The 18690-nt window shown below is 72.6% G+C and carries 18 protein-coding genes; 16 read left to right on the top strand and 2 right to left on the bottom strand.

The features are described 5' to 3' along the window. Window positions 1-19: 19 nt before the first annotated feature. On the top strand, window positions 20-1375 hold the full coding sequence (gene hisS, locus MWU57_RS00650) for a histidine--tRNA ligase (RefSeq protein WP_106269292.1): 1356 nt from the start codon (window positions 20-22) through the stop codon (window positions 1373-1375). Between the two features lie 9 nt (window positions 1376-1384). On the opposite strand, the gene MWU57_RS00645 is transcribed toward hisS, so the two are convergent. Then, entirely contained in the window at window positions 1385-1768 is a 384-nt protein-coding gene (locus MWU57_RS00645) for a VOC family protein (protein ID WP_106269180.1), read from the bottom strand. Between the two features lie 196 nt (window positions 1769-1964). Here MWU57_RS00645 and MWU57_RS00640 point away from each other — a divergent pair, with 196 nt between their 5' ends. Genes MWU57_RS00640 through MWU57_RS00630 form a run of 3 tightly spaced genes read left to right on the top strand, consistent with a single transcriptional unit; the run spans window position 1965 to window position 4770 of the window. Beyond that, window positions 1965-2510, top strand: a complete 546-nt coding sequence (locus MWU57_RS00640; protein ID WP_246906687.1) for a hypothetical protein — start codon at window positions 1965-1967, stop codon at window positions 2508-2510. Continuing rightward, a complete protein-coding gene (locus tag MWU57_RS00635; protein WP_246906686.1) occupies window positions 2507-4150 on the top strand; it encodes an Rv2578c family radical SAM protein in 1644 nt (547 codons plus the stop codon). The genes MWU57_RS00640 and MWU57_RS00635 overlap by 4 nt, the downstream gene beginning before the upstream one ends. A 29-nt stretch (window positions 4151-4179) precedes the next feature. Beyond that, a complete protein-coding gene (locus MWU57_RS00630; protein ID WP_246906685.1) occupies window positions 4180-4770 on the top strand; it encodes a GNAT family N-acetyltransferase in 591 nt (196 codons plus the stop codon). Window positions 4771-4773: 3 nt separating this feature from the next. Here MWU57_RS00630 and MWU57_RS00625 read toward each other — a convergent pair whose 3' ends face one another. Continuing rightward, the gene (locus MWU57_RS00625) at window positions 4774-5247 is read right to left on the bottom strand and encodes a PPOX class F420-dependent oxidoreductase (protein WP_246906684.1); all 474 of its coding nucleotides are present in this window, start codon (window positions 5245-5247) and stop codon (window positions 4774-4776) included. 122 nt (window positions 5248-5369) lie between these two features. Here MWU57_RS00625 and aspS point away from each other — a divergent pair, with 122 nt between their 5' ends. The 12 genes from aspS (at window position 5370) to aroB (ending at window position 18686) form a co-directional block, all read left to right on the top strand. Next, window positions 5370-7160 (top strand): aspartate--tRNA ligase, encoded by a 1791-nt coding sequence (gene aspS, locus MWU57_RS00620; RefSeq protein WP_246906683.1) that lies wholly within the window; start codon window positions 5370-5372, stop codon window positions 7158-7160. A 149-nt stretch (window positions 7161-7309) separates the two neighbouring features. Next, window positions 7310-8716: a replication-associated recombination protein A gene (locus MWU57_RS00615; protein WP_246906682.1), complete on the top strand. Its 1407-nt coding sequence runs from the start codon at window positions 7310-7312 to the stop codon at window positions 8714-8716. Between the two features lie 154 nt (window positions 8717-8870). Further along, complete coding sequence (rpsD, locus tag MWU57_RS00610) at window positions 8871-9497, top strand: 30S ribosomal protein S4 (RefSeq protein WP_106269187.1); 627 nt, start codon at window positions 8871-8873, stop codon at window positions 9495-9497. Window positions 9498-9597: 100 nt separating this feature from the next. After that, window positions 9598-9981, top strand: a complete 384-nt coding sequence (locus tag MWU57_RS00605) for a DUF948 domain-containing protein (protein WP_106269188.1) — start codon at window positions 9598-9600, stop codon at window positions 9979-9981. Beyond that, window positions 9978-10361 carry a hypothetical protein gene (locus MWU57_RS00600; RefSeq protein ID WP_246906681.1) on the top strand — a complete coding sequence of 128 codons (384 nt, stop codon included), beginning with the start codon at window positions 9978-9980 and terminating at the stop codon, window positions 10359-10361. The genes MWU57_RS00605 and MWU57_RS00600 overlap by 4 nt, the downstream gene beginning before the upstream one ends. A gap of 83 nt (window positions 10362-10444) precedes the next feature. After that, window positions 10445-13153 carry an alanine--tRNA ligase gene (gene alaS / locus MWU57_RS00595; RefSeq protein ID WP_246906679.1) on the top strand — a complete coding sequence of 903 codons (2709 nt, stop codon included), beginning with the start codon at window positions 10445-10447 and terminating at the stop codon, window positions 13151-13153. Next, on the top strand, window positions 13146-13646 hold the full coding sequence (gene ruvX / locus MWU57_RS00590) for a Holliday junction resolvase RuvX (protein WP_106269190.1): 501 nt from the start codon (window positions 13146-13148) through the stop codon (window positions 13644-13646). Before alaS ends, ruvX begins: the two co-directional genes overlap by 8 nt. A 45-nt stretch (window positions 13647-13691) precedes the next feature. Next, window positions 13692-14846, top strand: a complete 1155-nt coding sequence (mltG, locus tag MWU57_RS00585) for an endolytic transglycosylase MltG (protein ID WP_246906677.1) — start codon at window positions 13692-13694, stop codon at window positions 14844-14846. Window positions 14847-14848: 2 nt separating this feature from the next. After that, complete coding sequence (locus MWU57_RS00580) at window positions 14849-15730, top strand: shikimate dehydrogenase (RefSeq protein WP_246906676.1); 882 nt, start codon at window positions 14849-14851, stop codon at window positions 15728-15730. 75 nt (window positions 15731-15805) lie between these two features. Continuing rightward, window positions 15806-17023 (top strand): chorismate synthase, encoded by a 1218-nt coding sequence (gene aroC / locus MWU57_RS00575; RefSeq protein ID WP_246906675.1) that lies wholly within the window; start codon window positions 15806-15808, stop codon window positions 17021-17023. Further along, window positions 17020-17547: a shikimate kinase gene (locus tag MWU57_RS00570; protein WP_246906674.1), complete on the top strand. Its 528-nt coding sequence runs from the start codon at window positions 17020-17022 to the stop codon at window positions 17545-17547. Before aroC ends, MWU57_RS00570 begins: the two co-directional genes overlap by 4 nt. Then, the gene (gene aroB, locus MWU57_RS00565; protein ID WP_246906673.1) at window positions 17544-18686 is read left to right on the top strand and encodes a 3-dehydroquinate synthase; all 1143 of its coding nucleotides are present in this window, start codon (window positions 17544-17546) and stop codon (window positions 18684-18686) included. Before MWU57_RS00570 ends, aroB begins: the two co-directional genes overlap by 4 nt. Window positions 18687-18690: the final 4 nt, after the last annotated feature.

Raw genomic sequence — 18690 nt, 5'->3', positions numbered from 1 at the left:
GATCTGGGAAGATCGGCGCATGGCTCGCATCACGCCCCTCTCCGGCTTCCCCGAATGGCTCCCCGACGGTCGCGTCGTGGAGCAGCACGTGCTCGACGTGCTGCGCCGCACGTTCGAGCTGCACGGGTTCGCCGGTATCGAGACGCGCGCGGTGGAGCCGTTGGACCAGCTCCTGCGCAAGGGAGAGACCTCCAAGGAGGTCTACGTGCTCGACCGGCTGCAGGCCGAGGACACCGGCTCGCGGTCGGCCGAGAAGCAGCTCGGGCTGCACTTCGACCTCACGGTCCCGTTCGCCCGGTACGTGCTGGAGAACGCCGGTCGCCTCGCCTTCCCGTTCAAGCGGTTCCAGATCCAGAAGGTCTGGCGTGGCGAGCGCCCGCAGGACGGCCGGTTCCGCGAGTTCGCCCAGGCGGACATCGACGTGGTGGGAGCGGGCGAGCTGCCGTACCACTACGAGGTCGAGCTGCCGCTGGTCATGGCCGAGGCGCTCGGCGCCCTGCGCGACGTCGGGGTGCCCGCGGTCCGAGTGCTGGTCAACAACCGCAAGGTGGCCGAGGGCTTCTACCGCGGTCTCGGCATCGAGGACGTCGAGGGCGTCCTGCGTCAGATCGACAAGCTGGACAAGATCGGGCCCGAGCGGGTGGCCGAGCTCCTCGTCGCGGAGCAGGGTGCCAGCCCGCAGCAGGCCGGGGCGTGCCTGGACCTCGCGGCCATCAGCGGCACGGACGTCGGGGTGATCGACCGCGTGCACGCCCTCGCCGACCAGCACGGTGCGCGCACCGAGCTCCTGGAGACCGGTCTGGGCGAGCTGTCGGCGCTGATCGAGGCGGCGTCGACGCGCGCGCCGGGCGTCGTCGTCGCGGACCTGAAGATCGCCCGTGGCCTCGACTACTACACCGGTTCGGTCTACGAGACGCTCCTGGTCGGCCACGAGGAGCTCGGCTCGATCTGCTCGGGCGGCCGGTACGACACCCTGGCCTCCGACGGCAAGAACACGTACCCCGGCGTGGGTCTGTCGATCGGGGTCTCACGACTCGTCTCGAGGTTGCTGTCCGCCGGGCTGCTGACGGCCACGCGCGGCGTGCCGACGGCGGTCCTGGTCGCGGTCTCGGACGAGGAGTCGCGCGCGTCCTCCGACGCGGTGGCCGCCGCGCTGCGCGAGCGCGGCATCCCGACGGACGTGGCGCCGTCGGCGGCCAAGTTCGGCAAGCAGATCAAGTACGCCGACCGCCGCGGCATCCCGTTCGTGTGGTTCCCCGGTGCGCAGCACCAGGTCAAGGACATCCGCTCCGGCGACCAGGTCGAGGCCGACCCGGCGACGTGGCAGCCCCCGGCGGACGACCTGTGGCCGCGGGTCGTGCCCGCCGCCGGGTGACCGAACGGCTCACTCCTCGATGAGCGACAGCACGTTGCGGGCCGGGTCGGTGAACCACGCGATCGTGGGCCCGTCCGCGGGGTCGGTGCTGCGGACGACGCCGTCCTCGTCGTGCGGGAAGTCCGGATAGCGCAGGGGCTCCACACCACGCCCCGCGAGCTCGGCGACCGCCGCGCCGACGTCGGGTACGACGAGGTTGAGGATCGTGAACGAGGCGGGCTCGTGGGCGTCGCCCTTGGGGTAGACGAAGACGGCGGAACCTCCCGTGACGTCGAGCTCCAGCCCCATCGGCGTGCGCCGGACGGTCAGGCCGAGGGCGTCGCGGTAGAAGGCCTCGGCCGTGTCGAGGTCGTCGACGGAGAAGCCGCTGAACGCGTGGTGGACGGTGGGCATGGTGGTCTCCTGGGTGAGGCGGGTTCCGGGCCGCCGGCCGCGGGCCGGCTCGTGAGGATGGACCGCCCTACGGGCCAGAACTGATCGGTGGATCCCCGGAGCGCTGCCGCCGAGACCCTGAGGCCGCCCCTGAGATCTCCCTGATTCTGGTGCTGACCAGGCATGATGCGACGGTGTGCGGCATAGGGTCCCTCGCGTGAACGTCTACGTCGTCCTGTCCTGCAGCACCACCGTCCTGTCCCGGGCGATCCGGTGGGCCACCGGTGCCGAGTTCACGCATGCGGCGCTCGCCCTGGACCCGGAGCTGGAGGACATGTTCAGCTTCGGTCGCCGTCGCGCCGGCAATCCCTTCGTCGGGTGCTTCAAGCGCGAGCGGATCGACGACGAGCTGTACCGGCGCATGCCGGTGCTGCCCGGCGCGGTGATCGAGGTCCCGGTGACCGCGCAGCAGCGCGAGGTGGTCGACGCGCAGGTCGCGCGGTTCGCTCTCGACAGCGGCGCGTACTCGTACAACCATGCCGGGCTGGTCGGGCGAGGCTCCGAGAGCAGCACGAGGTTCGTCTGCTCGGAGTTCGTCTACCACGTCCTGCGTTCCGCAGGCGTCTGCGACCTGGGAGTGCCGCGGTGGAAGGTGAGTCCGCAGATGCTGCTCCGCGTGCCCGGCGACATGGTCTTCCGCGGCGACCTCAAGCAGTACCGGCCGTTGACGCTGGATGGAACACGTGTTCGAATAGCGGCGTGAGATGGGACGCGCAATCGATCACCGCCGACGACGGCGCACTGCCCGGGCTCGACCGGACCGGCCTGGCGCGCGCGGGCCTGGTCCGCAGCGTCCGCACACCCGACTTCGCCGGGATCACGTTCCACGAGGTGCTGGCCAAGAGCGCGTTGTCCAAGGTGCCGGCGGCGTCCCGCATGCCGTTCGGCTGGACGGTCAACCCGTACCGGGGGTGCAGTCATGCCTGCCGCTACTGCCTCGGTCCGGAGACGCCGGTGCTCCTGGCCGATGGCCGGCAGAAACCGATCCGTGAGGTCGTGGTCGGAGACCTGGTCGTGGGCACCGAGCTCGACGGCACGGACCGGCGCTACGTCACGACCCAGGTGCTCGCGAGGTGGCCGACGGTCAGGACGGCGTACCGCGTAGCTCTTGCCGACGGGACCGAGCTGGTCGCCAGCGCAGACCACAGGTTTCTCGCGCGCGATCACGGGTGGAAGCACGTCGCGCGGCAAGAGCCCGGGGAGGCGCAACGGCCGTTCCTGGCGGCGGACGACCACCTGATGGGCTTCGGTCGGGGCATGCCGAGGTTCTCCCGCGACGTCGCTGCCGCGCGGCAGCTCGCGATCATCGGGGACGTCGTCAGGTCCTCGGCCGACCTCCGGGTGGTCGGCGTCGAGAACCTCGGGTACGAGCAGGAGATGGTCGACATCACGACCGGCACCGGTGACTTCGTCGCCGACGGCGTGATCAGCCACAACTGCTTCGCCCGCCCGACGCACGAGTACCTCGACCTGGACGCCGGCAAGGACTTCGACTCCGAGGTCGTGGTCAAGACGAACGTCGACGACGTGCTGCGGGCAGAGCTGGCCCGTCCGTCCTGGCGGCGCGAGGCCGTCGCTCTCGGGACCAACACCGACCCGTACCAACGCGCCGAGGGACGCTACCGGTTGATGCCGGGCATCATCACGGCGCTCGCGGACTCGGGCACGCCGTTCTCGATCCTCACCAAGGGCACGCTCCTGCGGCGCGACCTGCCGCTGATCGCCAGCGCTGCCGAGCGCGTCGAGGTGGGCCTCGGCGTCTCCCTGGCGTTCGTCGACGAAGAGCTGCAGCAGGCGGTCGAGCCGGGCACGCCGACGCCCCGTGCCCGGCTCGACCTCGTCCGGGCGGTGCGCGACGCGGGCCTGCCGTGCGGGGTCATGGTGGCACCCGTCCTGCCCTGGCTCACGGACTCCACCGACCATCTGCGACGCCTGCTCGACGCCGTCGCCGACGCCGGGGCGACCGGTGTCACGGTGGTCCCGCTCCACCTCAAGCCCGGCACGCGCGAGTGGTACCTCCAGTGGCTCCAGCAGGACCACGCGCACCTCGTGGCCGGGTACGAACGCGTCTTCACACGTGGCACCTACGCCCTGAAGGCCTACCGCGAGTGGCTGTGGGAGCGGGTGAGACCGCTCCTCGACGAACGCGGGTTCGGCCCGGCCGGGCACCGCTCGGGATCCGGCGCGACCGGCCGGCACGGTGAGCTCCGTCCGCACGACGAGGGCGACTATCCCGCCGGATCGATGGTCGAGACCACGACAGGAGGCGCCGTGGCGGGGATGCCTCGTGACGGCACCGGGCTCGAGGTGGCCGGCGCGGGCGTCGAGCAGGTCCTCTTCTGAGAGTGCTGATGGACGGCTAGGGTGACGCCATGACGGAGGTCCCGGCCGTGCGCACCCTGCTCGCACGCGCCTTCGCGGAGGACCCGATGTTCTCGTGGGTCTTCCCGGAGGCGTCGGGCAGGACAGAGGCGCTCGCCGTCTTCATGGGCCTCCTCGTCGAGGCGTACGAGGCGACCGGACAGGTCGACGTGGTCGCCGCCGACGACGGTGCCCCGGCCGCAGTGGCTCTCTGGCGGGTGGTCGAGTCGGTCGAACCGCCCCCGGCCGCGGTGACGCTGCCCACCGTCGGCGGGTACCTGAGCGCCGTCGTCGGCCCGGACCACGCGGCAGCGGTCGGGGCCGGCCTGGCCGAGACCAGGGGGCACCGGCCCGAGGGCACCCACGCCTACCTCAACGCCCTGGGCGCCGCCCCCGAGCGTCGTGGGCAGGGCTACGGCGCTGCGGCGGTGCGCCGCGTCACGGATCACGCCGACGCCGCGCGCATCCCGACGCACCTGGACACCGTCAGTCCCGACAACGTCGAGTGGTACGCCCGGCGAGGGTTCGACGTCGTGGCCCGCTACCGGCTGGGCGACGGCCCGCCGGCATGGGCCATGACCCGCCCGCCGTACCCGGGCTGAGCCTCAGGCCCGGTCGACCAGGCGCGCCGGGAAGCCGCCGGTCGCGATCGGTCCCCAGCGCTCGATGGTGAGGCGCACCACCGACTTGCCCTGCTCGACCATCGCGGCGCGGTACTCGTCCCAGTCGGGGTGCTCCTGCCCGGCGGCCGCCCGGTAGTACTCCACCAGCGGCTCGACGGACTCCGGCAGGTCGAGGACCTCCGCGGTGCCGTCCACCTGCACCCAGGCGTCACCGAAGTCCTCGCCCTGGGACATGAAGGAGGCCTGCGGACGCCGGCGCAGGTTCGTCACCTTCGCGCGCTCCGGGTACGTGGAGACCACGATCCGGCCGGCGGCGTCGATGCCGTAGGTCACCGGGCTGAGCTGGGGGCGGCCGTCGCCCCGGGTGGTCACGAGCACCCCGTTGCGGCGCGAGCGCAGGAACTCGACGAGCTCGTCGCGGGTCACGGTGGTGTTGGTCGCGATCTGGCGGGCCATGGTGATCTCCTCGCGGTGACGGTGCGGTGCCCCAGTAGGATGGCACGGGCGCCGCGCGCGCCAACGCCGGGACGCCCTCAGGCACCGGCAGCCGCAAACATCCCGTTCGAAAGGACCACTTCGTGCTCCGCACCCACACGGCCGGCTCACTGCGGGCCGAGCACATCGGCCAGACCGTCACCCTCACGGGTTGGGTCGATCGCCGCCGGGACCACGGAGGAGTGGCCTTCATCGACCTGCGCGACGCCTCCGGCATCGCCCAGGTCGTCATCCGCGACGAGGCCGTGGCGCACCCCCTGCGCGCCGAGTTCGTCCTGCAGGTCACCGGCGAGGTCTCCCGCCGCCCCGAGGGCAACGCGAACGACAACCTCGCCACGGGCGAGGTCGAGGTCATCGCCGCCGAGGTCGTGGTCCTCAACGAGTCCGCGCCGCTGCCCTTTCAGGTCTCGACGGCGCTGGCCGAGACCGAGCAGATCGGCGAGGAGGCCCGCCTCGCGCACCGCTACCTCGACATGCGCCGTCCCGGGCCCGCCGCCGCGCTGCGGCTGCGCTCGCGCGTCAACCAGGCCGCCCGCCGGGTCCTGGACGGCCACGAGTTCGTCGAGGTCGAGACGCCGACGCTCACCCGGTCCACGCCCGAGGGCGCTCGCGACTTCCTCGTGCCGGCCCGCCTCGCGCCCGGCTCCTGGTACGCGCTGCCGCAGTCGCCGCAGCTGTTCAAGCAGCTCCTCATGGTCGGTGGCGTCGAGCGCTACTACCAGATCGCCCGCTGCTACCGCGACGAGGACTTCCGCGCCGACCGCCAGCCGGAGTTCACCCAGCTCGACGTCGAGATGAGCTTCGTCGACCAGGACGACGTCATCGCGCTGACCGAGGAGCTTCTCGTCGCGCTGTGGCAGCTCGTCGACGTCCAGGTGCCCACACCGATCGAGCGCATCACCTACGCCGACGCGATGCGCCTCTACGGCACCGACAAGCCGGACCTGCGGTTCGCCAACCCGCTCGTCGAGCTCACCGACTACTTCGCCGAGACGCCCTTCCGCGTGTTCCAGAACGAGTACGTCGGCGCCGTCGTGATGCCCGGTGGCGCCTCGCAGCCACGGCGCCAGTTCGACGCGTGGCAGGACTGGGCCAAGCAGCGCGGCGCTCGCGGCCTCGCGTACGTGACGTTCGCCGAGGACGGCACGCTCGGCGGCCCCGTCGCGAAGAACCTCTCCGACGCCGAGCGGGCCGGCCTGGCCGAGGCGACCGGCGCGCAGCCCGGTGACGCCGTGTTCTTCGCGGCCGGCAAGACGACGGACTCCCGCGCTCTGCTCGGCGCCGCCCGCGTCGAGATCGCCGAGCGGACCGGCCAGGTCGACGACGACGCCTGGTCCTTCGTGTGGGTCGTCGACGCCCCGCTGTTCAAGCCCACCGGGGAGGCCGCCGCCGAGGGGGACGTGACGCTGGGCGACTCCGCCTGGACGGCGGTGCACCACGCGTTCACGTCGCCGAAGCCGGAGTGGCTCGACCGCTTCGAGTCGGACCCGGGCGAGGCGCTGGCCTACGCCTACGACATCGTCTGCAACGGCAACGAGATCGGTGGTGGGTCGATCCGTATCCACCAGCGCGACGTGCAGGAGCGGGTCTTCGACGTCATGGGCATCGGTCCGGAGGAGGCCCAGGAGAAGTTCGGGTTCCTCCTCGACGCGTTCAAGTTCGGCGCGCCGCCGCACGGCGGGATCGCCTTCGGCTGGGACCGCATCGTGGCGCTGCTCACGAAGTCGCCCTCGATCCGCGACGTCATCGCCTTCCCGAAGTCGGGCGGCGGCTACGACCCGCTGACCAAGGCGCCCGCGCCGATCTCGCCGGAGCAGCGCAAGGAGGCCGGCGTCGACGCGGAGCCGGAGAAGAAGGGCGAGCAGGACGCCTGACGCTCGTCAGGGCGGGCCGGCAGCGTGCGCAGCCGGTCCGCCCGGCGGCTCGGGCCGGCCCTGCCGCGACCGGAGGGGAGCGGTTCGTCACAGCGCGGGACCGGTGGGACGGGCCCGCGGTGTGGGTGGCCGTCCGTAGGCTGGGGAGCATGGACCTGTTCGACACCGCGATCACCGGTCAGCACGGCACCCCGGTGACGACGCGGCCGGGTCCGGGCGCACCGCTCGCGGTCCGCATGCGCCCCTCCGCACTCGACGAGGTGACGGGCCAGTCCCACCTGCTCGTGCCCGGCTCGCCGCTGCGCCGCCTGGTCGAGCCCGCCGACGAGTCGGCTCGTCGGGCCGCGCCGGGCTCCGTGATCCTGTGGGGCCCGCCCGGGGTGGGCAAGACGACGCTCGCCTACCTGGTGGCCACCAGCTCCGGCCGCCGTTTCGTGGAGCTCTCCGCCGTGACCGCGGGCGTCAAGGACGTCCGTCAGGTCATCGAGGACGCCCGCCGCCGGCTGGCCACGGGCGGCGAGGAGACGGTCCTGTTCATCGACGAGGTGCACCGGTTCTCCAAGACGCAGCAGGACGCCCTGCTGCCCAGCGTGGAGAACCGGTGGGTGACCCTCGTGGCGGCCACGACCGAGAACCCGTCGTTCTCCGTCAACTCCCCGCTGCTCAGCCGGTCCCTGCTGCTGACCCTCAAGCCGCTCGGGGCCGAGGACGTGCGGGCGCTCGTGCGGCGCGCCGTCACCGACGAGCGCGGCCTGGGTGGCGCCGTCGTCCTCGCCGACGACGCCGAGGACCAGCTGGTGCGGATGGCCGGCGGCGACGCCCGCAAGGCGCTGACGGTCCTGGAGGCGGCGGCCGGTGCCGTGCTGAGCGACGTACCGGACGACGGCGCGCCGGACCCCGGTGCAGCGGTCACGGTGGACCTCGCCGCGGTCGAGCGGGCCGTCGACGTCGCGGCGGTGCGCTACGACCGCGACGGCGACCAGCACTACGACGTCGTCTCCGCGTTCATCAAGTCGATCCGTGGCTCCGACGTCGACGCCGCCCTGCACTACCTGGCGCGGATGATCGCGGCGGGGGAGGACCCGCGGTTCATCGCGCGGCGTCTCGTGATCTCGGCCGCGGAGGACGTCGGCATGGCGGACCCGTCCGCGCTGCAGACGGCCGTCGCGGCGGCGCAGGCCGTGCAGCTCATCGGGATGCCGGAGGGGCGGATCGTCCTTGCCGAGGCCGTGGTGCACCTGGCGTCCGCGCCGAAGTCGAACCGGGCGTACGCCGGGATCGGTGCGGCGCTGGAGGACGTGCGCGCCGGTCGGGTCGGCGTCGTCCCCGCGCACCTGCGGGACGCCCACTACGCCGGCGCGGAGACGATCGGGCACGGGAAGGGCTACGTCTACTCGCACGACCAGCCGCACGGCGTCGCAGCGCAGCAGTACCTGCCCGACGAGCTCGTCGGGCAGCGCTACTACGAGCCGACCGATCGTGGGTACGAACGACAGATCGCCGAACGTCTCGGGCGGGTCCGTGCGCTGCTCTCGGGCGAGCAGGGCGTGAGGTAGGATGGTGGGGTTGCCCTCGCGGGCGACCGCCTGGGACCTCGGCCCTGCGAGCATCTCGCTCCGACGGCTGGTCCCGCACCCGACACCCTCGGCCTCGTGGCCGGGTGCGCCTCGGGTGTGACCTCACCATCCCACGACAGGACAGGAAGCAACCGTGACTGCTGTCACCAAGTCGCGCCGCCAGGTGCGCCTCAGCCGCAAGCTCGGCATCCCGCTGACCCCGAAGGCCGTCAAGCACTTCGAGAAGCGCCCCTACCCCCCGGGCGAGCACGGCCGTGCCCGCCGCCGCACCGAGTCGGACTACGCGGTGCGTCTTCGCGAGAAGCAGCGTCTGCGTGCGCAGTACGCGCTCCGCGAGAAGCAGCTCCTCAAGGTCTACGAGGTCGCCCGCAAGCACCCCGGCCTGACCGGTGAGGTCATGGTCGAGGACCTCGAGACCCGCCTGGACGCCCTCGTCCTGCGCAGCGGCTTCGCCCGCACGATCCTGCAGGCCCGCCAGGCCGTCACGCACCGTCACATCCTCGTCGACGGCAAGATCGTGGACCGCCCGTCGTTCCGCGTGAAGCCGGGCCAGACCCTCCAGGTCAAGCCCAAGTCGCAGACCACCACGCCGTTCCAGGTCGCCGCTGCCGGCGCCCACCGCGACGTGCTGCCGCAGCTGCCGGGCTACCTGGACGTCAGCCTGGAGAAGCTCTCGGCCACGCTGACGCGTGCCCCGAAGCGCGCCGAGGTCCCCGTGACCTGCGAGGTCCAGCTGGTCGTCGAGTACTACGCCCGCTGACCCACGAGCACGCCGTCGGACGCCCCGCCCCCCGCCAGGGGAGCGGGGCGTCCGTCGTTCTCGGATAGGGTGGCTCAGCACCCGATCGAGGAGATGAAAGATGTCCGCTGGGGACGTGGCAGGGCTGGTCGCCGCTTTCGCGTTCGTGCTGCTCGTCGGCTTCCTGGCCGTGCCGCTCGTGAAGCTGGGCAGGGCCTTCGACGAGACCTCGCGATCCATCCGCGAGCTGACCGAGCACTCCGTGCCGATCCTGGACGAGGCGGCCACGACGGTCGCGTCGACCAACGAGCAGCTCGTCAAGGTGGACACGATCACGACGTCCGCGGCAGAGGTCAGCGAGAACGTCTCGGCCCTCACGGGCCTGTACGCCTCGACCCTCGGCCGCCCGCTCATCAAGGTGGCGGCGTTCTCCTACGGCGTGCGCCAGGCGTTCGGCACGGCCTGGCGGAGGCAGTCCGCCGACGACGGCGGTGACGTGCGGTGATCCGTCGCCTGTTCTGGGTGGGCGTCGGCGTCACGATCACGGTCGTCGTCATCCGTCAGGGCCGCCGCGTCGTCGCCCGCTACACCCCGGAGGCGGTCGCGGACCGCGCCACGGAGCTGGGCCGGACGGCGTCACGCCGGACCGGTACGTTCCTGTCGTCGTTCCGGAGCGAGTTCGGCGCGGCGCGCGACGCCCGTGAGGCGGAGCTCGTGGCGGCCCTCCTGGCCGAGGGGCAGGTGCACCCGGACGAGGTGCGCGCCGCGCGTCAGACGACGCACGGTCGCCACGCGGCCCGTGACGCCTCGCGGGGATCGGCTGCTGCGACCGACCCGCAGGCCGAGATCGACGCCGACGAGGACGAGCTCGGCTATTCGTTCTGAGCTCCACCTGCCACGGGAGATAATCCTGGGCAGGGCCTGCCCGATCGTCGTCGGGCACCAACGACCACTTCACGAAGGACACCATGCGCACCGCCGAGATCCGCAAGCGTTGGCTCGACTACTTCGAGTCCAAGGGGCACGAGATCGTGCCGAGCGTCCCCCTGGTCTCGCCGGACCCCACGATCCTCTTCACGATCGCCGGCATGGTGCCGTTCATCCCGTACATCCTCGGGACCGAGACCGCCCCGTGGCCGCGTGCCGCGAGCGTGCAGAAGTGCATCCGCACCAACGACATCGAGAACGTGGGCCGGACCACGCGGCACGGCACGTTCTTCCAGATGAACGGCAACTTCTCGTTCGGTGACTACTTCAAGCGCGAGGCCGTGGACTTCGCGTGGGACCTGCTGACCACGGAGCAGTCGGCCGGCGGCTACGGCCTGGACGGCGACCGGCTGTGGGTCACGATCTGGGAGCAGGACGACGAGGCGTACGACGCCCTCACCCGTGGCGTCGGCCTCGACCCGCGGCACATCGTGCGGCTGCCGCGCGAGGAGAACTTCTGGGACACGGGCCAGCCGGGACCCGCGGGCCCGTGCGCCGAGTGGCACTACGACCGCGGGCCCGCCTACGGTCCCGAGGCCGTCGGCGGCAACGTGGACCCGGGCGGCGACCGCTACCTGGAGATCTGGAACCTCGTGTTCGACCAGTTCGTGCGCGGTGAGGGCCAGGGCAAGGACTACCCGCTGCTCGGCGAGCTCGAGCACAAGAGCATCGACACGGGCGCGGGGCTCGAGCGGATCGCCTACCTGCTCCAGGGCAAGGAGAACCTCTACGAGATCGACGAGGTCTACCCCGTCATCGCGACGGTGGAGGAGATGTCCGGCAAGCGCTACGGCGCGGGCGGCGTCGACTCGGCGGAGGACGACGTCCGGATGCGCGTGGTCGCCGACCACGTGCGCTCGGCGCTCATGGTGATCGGGGACGGCGTGAGCCCGTCCAACGAGGGGCGTGGCTACGTGCTGCGGCGGCTGATCCGTCGCGCGGTGCGCTCCGTGCGCCTGCTCGGTGTCGAGGACGAGGCGCTGCCCGCCCTGCTGCCGGTGTCGAAGGACGCGATGAAGGCGTCCTACCCCGAGCTCGAGACCGACTTCTCGCGGATCAGCGACGTGGCCTACGGCGAGGAGGACGCCTTCCGGCGCACCCTCACCTCGGGCACGACGATCCTCGACACCGCGGTGTCGCGCGCCAAGCAGGAGTCCGGCGGTGGCCCTGCGGTCCTGGGTGGTGGCGAGGCGTTCCGCCTGCACGACACCTACGGCTTCCCGATCGACCTCACCCTCGAGATGGCGGCCGAGCAGGGCGTCCAGGTCGACGAGAAGGCGTTCCGCTCGTTGATGGCCGAGCAGAAGCAGCGCGCCCGGGCCGACGCCCTGGCCAAGAAGACCGGCCACGCCGACCTGCGCGCCTACGAGAGCCTCCAGAAGGAGCTGTCCGCGCCGGTCGAGTTCCTGGGGTACACCGACGTCCAGGCCGCGGTGCAGGTCGAGGGACTCCTGGTGGGGGGCGTCCCGGCACCGACGGCCACCGCCCCGGCTGACGTCGAGATCGTCCTGGACCGCACCCCCTTCTACGCGGAGGCCGGCGGCCAGCTCGCCGACCAGGGCACGATCGCGCTGGACTCCGGCGCCATCGTCGAGATCGACGACGTGCAGCGCCCGGTCGCCGGGCTCTCGGTGCACCGCGGGCGCCTGGTCGAGGGGACGGTGACCCTGGGCGACCCGGGCACGGCGACGATCGACACGGACCGCCGCGTGGCGATCAGCCGCGCGCACTCGGCGACGCACATGATCCACAAGGCGCTGCACGAGATGGTCGGACCGGACCGGACGCAGGCGGGTTCCGAGAACGCCCCGAGCCACATCCGGTTCGACTTCCGGTCGCCGTCGGCGGTGCCGGCGTCCGCGCTCTCCGAGATCGAGGAGCGGGTCAACAACCGGCTGACGGAGAACCTCGAGGTGACGGACGCGACGATGTCGCTGGCCGCCGCGCGCGAGCTGGGCGCGATGGCGTTGTTCGGCGAGAAGTACGGCGACAACGTCCGCGTGGTCTCGATCGGCGGCGACTGGTCGCGCGAGCTCTGCGGTGGCACGCACGTGCGCGCCACCGGCGAGCTCGGTCGCATCGCGCTGCTGGGCGAGTCGTCGATCGGCTCGGGCGTGCGCCGGGTGGATGCGCTGGTGGGCGAGGGGGCTTACGGCTTCCACGCGAAGGAGCACGCCCTCGTCGGCCAGCTGACCGGCATGCTCAACGCCCGCCCCGACGAGCTGACCGAGCGGGTCGGCTCGCTGGTGGCGCGCCTGAAGGAGACGGAGAAGGAGCTCGCCGCCGTGCGGCAGGGGCAGCTCCTGGCCGCGGCCGGCTCGCTGGCGTCCGACGCGCCGCGGGTCGGCGACGTCCGCGTGGTGGCGCACGACGCCGGCACGGTCGGATCGGCCGACGACCTGCGGGCGCTCGCGCTCGACGTGCGGGGGCGCCTGGGTGACGCCGCCCCGACGGTCGTGGCGGTGGCCGGTGTCGCGAACGACCGCCCGCTCGTGGTGGTCGCGACGAACGCCGGTGCCCGCGATGCCGGTCTTCGCGCCGGTGACTTCGTCAAGGCCGCCGCGAAGACGCTGGGCGGCGGCGGTGGCGGCAAGCCGGACCTGGCCCAGGGCGGCGGCACGGACACCTCCGCGGTGCCCGCGGCCCTCGAGGGCGTGACGTCGGCGGTGCGCGAGGCCGTCGGTGCCTGAGCTCCCTCGTGGCGCCCGGCTCGGGGTCGACGTCGGCAAGGCTCGCATCGGCCTGGCGGCCTCCGACCCGGACGGGCTGATCGCCTCTCCCGTGGAGACGGTCTCGCGAGTCCTCAAGGTGCCGACGACGGCGGAGGGCGGTCAGGCCGTCACCGCCGACGTCGCGCGGATCGCGCACGAGGCGGCCGAGCGGTTCGCGGCCGTGGTCTACGTCGGCCTGCCGCGGCACCTGTCCGGCCACGAGGGGGCGGCGACGGCGGACGCGCGGGGCTTCGCCGCTCGGCTCGCCCGGGAGGTCGCCCCTGTCCCGGTGCACCTGGTGGATGAGAGAATGACCACGGTGACGGCTCACGCCCACCTGCGTGCGGCGGGCAAGAAAACTGCCAAGCACAGACCAGTGATCGATCAGGCGGCAGCCGTTATCATTCTGCAACATGCACTCGATGTGGAGCGGACCACGGCAGACCGGGCCGGCGAGCACGTCGATGCGTGACCGGCAGACGACCACCGCACCGACGACCCGAAGGATGATCCCGGCGTGACGGACCTCTTCGAGCACTCGACGGCCCAGCGCCCGACCGCACCACCCTCGCGCGTCCGCTCGGCGGCGAGCAAGCGCGCGGCGCGCAAGCGCAGGCGCCGCCGCCAGCAGCGCACCGCCGTGATCATGGTCGTCCTGCTCGGCCTGCTGGGTGCCGGCGGCGTCTTCTTCTGGGACCGGCTCAGCGGCTCGCTGAGCGGCTTCGACCTGGCACTCTTCAACAGCGCGCCCGAGGACTACGAGGGTTCGGGCACCGATCCCGTGCAGGTGGTCATCCCCGAGGGGGCGACCGGCTCGCAGATGGGACAGGTGCTCGCCGAGGCGGACGTCGTCGCCAGCGTGGGCGCGTTCAACGAGGCGTTCGAGTCCGCGCCGGGCGCCGCGGGGATCCAGCCGGGCACCTACGAGCTCTACACGCAGATGAGCGCCGCCAACGCCGTCGATGCTCTGCTCGCGAACGAGAAGATCGAGACCGAGGTCACGATCCCTGAGGGCTACACCGTCGAGCAGGTCGTGGACCGCGTCGCGTCGGTCACGGAGTTCTCGCGCGAGGAGCTCGAGGAGGCGCTGGCCGATCCGAAGGCCATCGGGCTCCCCAAGTCGGCGGACGGCAACCCGGAGGGGTGGCTGTTCCCCAAGACCTACAACGTGCAGCCGGACGACGAGGCGGTCGACCTGCTGTCGACGATGGTCGACCAGACCAAGGCGGAGCTCGACTCGCTCGGCGTGGACGACGGCGACCGGCAGGAGGTGCTCACCAAGGCGTCGCTCATCGAACGCGAGGCGAAGTTCGAGCCGGACCGTCCGAAGATGGCGCGAGCGATCCAGAACCGGCTCGACCGAGGCATGATCCTGCAGATCGATGCTGCCGTGGCCTACGGGCTGGGGAAGTCGGGGACTGAACTCACACGTGCCGACCTCGACGACCCGGACAACCCGTACAACCTCTACGCGCACGTCGGCCTCCCGCCGACCCCCATCGCGAGTCCCGGTGCATCGTCCATCGAAGCGGTGATGAACCCGGCCGACGGCGACTGGATCTTCTGGGTGGCGGTCAATCTGGAGACGGGCGAGACCAAGTTCTCCGAGACCAACGAGCAGCACAACATCTATCGCCAGGAGCTCGAAGAGTGGATGGCGGAGAACAGCTGACGATGTCTGCCACCCGCCGCGCGGCCGTCATCGGGCATCCCGTCGGCCACTCCTTGTCCCCGGTGCTGCACACCGCCGCCTACGACGCGCTCGGCCTCGAGGGCTGGGAGTACACGGCCGTCGACACCACGGTCGAGCAGCTCGGCGACGTGGTGCGCGGCCTCGACCTCGGCTGGGCCGGGCTGAGCGTCACCATGCCGCTCAAGCACGCCGTGATGGACCTGGTCGACCACGTCGACCCGCTGGCCCGGGCGGTCGGCGCCGTGAACACCGTGCTGGTCGGCCCGTCGCAGGGCGGCATCACCCTGACGGGGAGCAACACGGACGTCTACGGCCTCGTCGAGGCGATCCGTGAGGGCCTGGCCGCGCGGCACGGCACCCGCCGGACGCCGGTGCGCGACGCCGTCGTGCTCGGCGGGGGAGCGACCGCCGCGTCGACGCTGGCCGCGCTCGGCGAGCTCGGCTGCACCAGCCCGCTGGTGCTGGTGCGCAGCCTGGCCCGCGCGGCGGGCCTGCAGGAGGCGGCGGGTCGCATGGGTGTCACCCCGCGCTTCGAGGTGCTCGAGCCTGTCGCCGCGCCGGCGGCGCTGGCCCGTGCCGACGTGGTCGTCGCGACGATGCCCGCGCACGCGGCGGACCCGGTCGCGGACACGCTGCGTCTGCGTGGCGACCGGCCGGCCGGCGTGCTGCTGGACGTCGTCTACGACCCGCGGCCCACGGCGCTCTCGCGGGCCTGGGCCGCCGCCGGCGGGACCGTCGTCGGCGGCGAGCGCATGCTGCTGCACCAGGCGGTCGAGCAGGTTCGCCTCATGACCGGCCGTCCCGGCCCGGTGGCGGCGATGGACGCGGCCCTGCAGGGCGTCCTGACCGCCGAGGCCGCCTGACGGGACGGCCCGCGCGACGTCCGGCATCCGGCCACGCGGCCCGGAGGGCGGGACGAGCGTGAAAGAATCGCGACCATGCTGCGCTGGTTGACCTCGGGAGAGTCGCACGGTCAGGCCCTGGTCGGGGTGATGGAAGGGCTGCCCGCGGGGGTGGAGCTCGTCACCTCCGACATCCAGGACGCCCTGGCCCGCCGCCGCCTCGGCTACGGCCGTGGCGCGCGGATGAAGTTCGAGCAGGACGCCGTGCGGGTCCTGGGCGGGCTGCGCCACGGGGTGACGCAGGGGGGCCCGCTCGCGATCGAGGTGGGCAACACCGAGTGGCCCAAGTGGGTCGACGTGATGTCGGCCGACCCCGTGCCGCCCGAGGCGCTCAAGGTCGACGCCGGCACCGGCGACGAGCGCGAGATCGCGCGCAACCGCCCGCTGACCCGACCGCGCCCCGGGCACGCGGACCTGGTGGGCATGCGCAAGTACGGGTTCGACGACGCCCGCCCGGTGCTCGAGCGCGCCAGCGCCCGCGAGACGGCCACGCGCGTGGCGCTCGGGGTGGCCGCGGCGAAGTTCCTCGAGCAGGCGCTCGGCGTCCGCCTCGTGAGCCACGTGACGTCCATCGGGCCCGTCGAGGTGCCCGAGGACGCCGACCTGCCGACGCCCGACGACGTCGCGGCCCTCGACGCCGACCCGGTGCGTTGCTTCCACGCGGCCACGAGCGAGGCGATGGTGGCCGAGATCGACGCGTGCCGCAAGGACGGCGACACCCTCGGCGGAGTCGTGGAGGTGCTCGCCTACGGCGTGCCCACCGGGCTCGGTACCTACACCCACTCGGACCGCCGCCTCGACGCGCGCCTGGCCGCCACGCTCATGGGGATCCAGGCGATCAAGGGCGTCGCGGTCGGTGACGGGTTCCGTACCGCGCGGCGCCGCGGCTCGGCCGCGCACGACGAGATCGAGCGCGACGCCGACGGCCGGATCCGGCGTCGCTCGAACCGGGCGGGCGGCATCGAGGGCGGCATGTCCAACGGCGAGGTGGTGCGCGTCTCGGCGGCCATGAAGCCGATCTCCACGGTGCCGCGCGCCCTGGCCACCGTCGACGTCGCCACCGGCGAGGCCGTGACGGCCCACCACCAGCGCTCGGACGTGTGCGCCGTCCCGCCGGCCGCCGTCGTCGCCGAGGCGATGGTGGCGCTCGAGCTGGCCCAGGCCGCGCTGGAGAAGTTCGGTGGCGACTCGGTGGCGGAGGTCCGCCGCAACGCCGAGGCCTACCTCGCCTCCATCCCGGAGCTGCAGCGATGACGGACGCCCAGCCGCGGCTGGTGCTGATCGGTCCGCCCGGCAGCGGCAAGACGACGGTGGGCACGATCCTCGCCCGGCGGCTGGCCACCGGGTTCCGCGACACCGACGCGGACGTCGAGGAGCTGGCGGGCAAGAGCGTCGCGGACGTCTTCGTCGAGGACGGCGAGCCGCACTTCCGCGAGCTGGAGCGCGAGGCCGTCACGACCGCGCTCGCCACCCACGCGGGTGTGCTGGCCCTCGGCGGGGGCGCGGTGATGGACGCCCACACCCAGAGCGCTCTGGTCGGCTACGCGGCGGGGGGCGGCGTCGTCGTGTTCCTCGACGTGTCGCTCGCCCACGCCGCGCCCCGCGTCGGGTTCAACCAGGCCCGCCCGCTGCTCGTCGGCAACCCCCGGGCGCGCTGGGCCGAGCTCATGGAGGCCCGCCGCCCCACCTACGAACGACTCGCCACCCTGCGCGTGCACTCGGACGGACGCACGGCGCACGAGATGGCCGACCAGATCCACCAGGAGGTACAGGCATGACGGTCCGGGTCACGGTGAACGGTGACAAGCCCTACGACGTCGTGGTCGGCCGGCACCTGCTGGGCGAGCTGCCCGCGCTGCTGGGCCCGGACGTGCGCCGCGTGCTGGTGATGCACCCCGCCTCGCTGGAGGCCACCGGCGAGGCGGTCCGTGAGGACCTGGTCGCCCAGGGCTACGAGGCGTTCGCCGCCGAGCTGCCCGACGCCGAGGAGCAGAAGACGGCCCAGGTGGCCGCGTTCTGCTGGCAGGTCATGGGGCAGGCCGACTTCACGCGCTCCGACGCGATCGTGTCGGTGGGCGGCGGCGCGACGACGGACCTCGCCGGGTTCGTGGCGGCGACCTGGCTGCGCGGCATCAGGGTGGTGCACGTGCCGACCACGCTGCTCGCCATGGTCGACGCCGCGGTGGGCGGCAAGACGGGTATCAACACCGCCGAGGGCAAGAACCTCGTGGGAGCCTTCCATCCGCCGGCCGGTGTGCTGTGCGACCTGGCCGCGCTGGAGTCGCTCGACCGCTGGGACCTGGTCGCCGGCCTGGCCGAGGTGATCAAGACCGGCTTCATCGCCGACGAGCGCATCCTCGAGCTGACCGCCGAGCACGCCGACGCCCTGCGCGAGTGGGCCGGTGCCGACGCCACCGAGGAGACCTGGGCGGTGCTGACCGAGCTCATCGAGCGCTCGGTGCGCGTCAAGGCGCGTGTGGTGGGCGAGGACCTCACCGAGCAGGGACTGCGCGAGATCCTCAACTACGGCCACACCCTCGGCCACGCGATCGAGCTGGTCGAGCGCTACCAGCTGCGTCACGGCGCCGCCGTGGCCGTCGGCATGGTGTTCGCGGCCGAGCTCGGCCGGCTCGGCGGCAAGCTGGACGACGCCGTCGTCGAGCGGCACCGCGAGATCCTCACGGCCGTCGGGCTGCCCACCACCTACCGCGGGGACCGCTGGGACCAGCTCCTCGCGGCGATGCGCCGGGACAAGAAGGCCCGCGGCGACCTGCTGCGCTTCGTCGTGCTGGACGACGTCGGCCGGCCGGTCCGCCTCGAGGGGCCGGACCCGACCGTGCTCGCCGCCGCCTACGCGGAGATCTCCAAGGAGCCGCCGTCGGGCAACCCGGGCGTCCCGGTGCAGCTCGGCGCCTGATCCG

This window comes from Isoptericola sp. S6320L (assembly GCF_023015685.1).
Lineage (GTDB): Bacteria > Actinomycetota > Actinomycetes > Actinomycetales > Cellulomonadaceae > Isoptericola > Isoptericola halotolerans_A.
The sequence above is the reverse complement of the archived record's forward strand: the minus strand, read 5'-3'. Positions and strand labels throughout refer to the sequence as shown.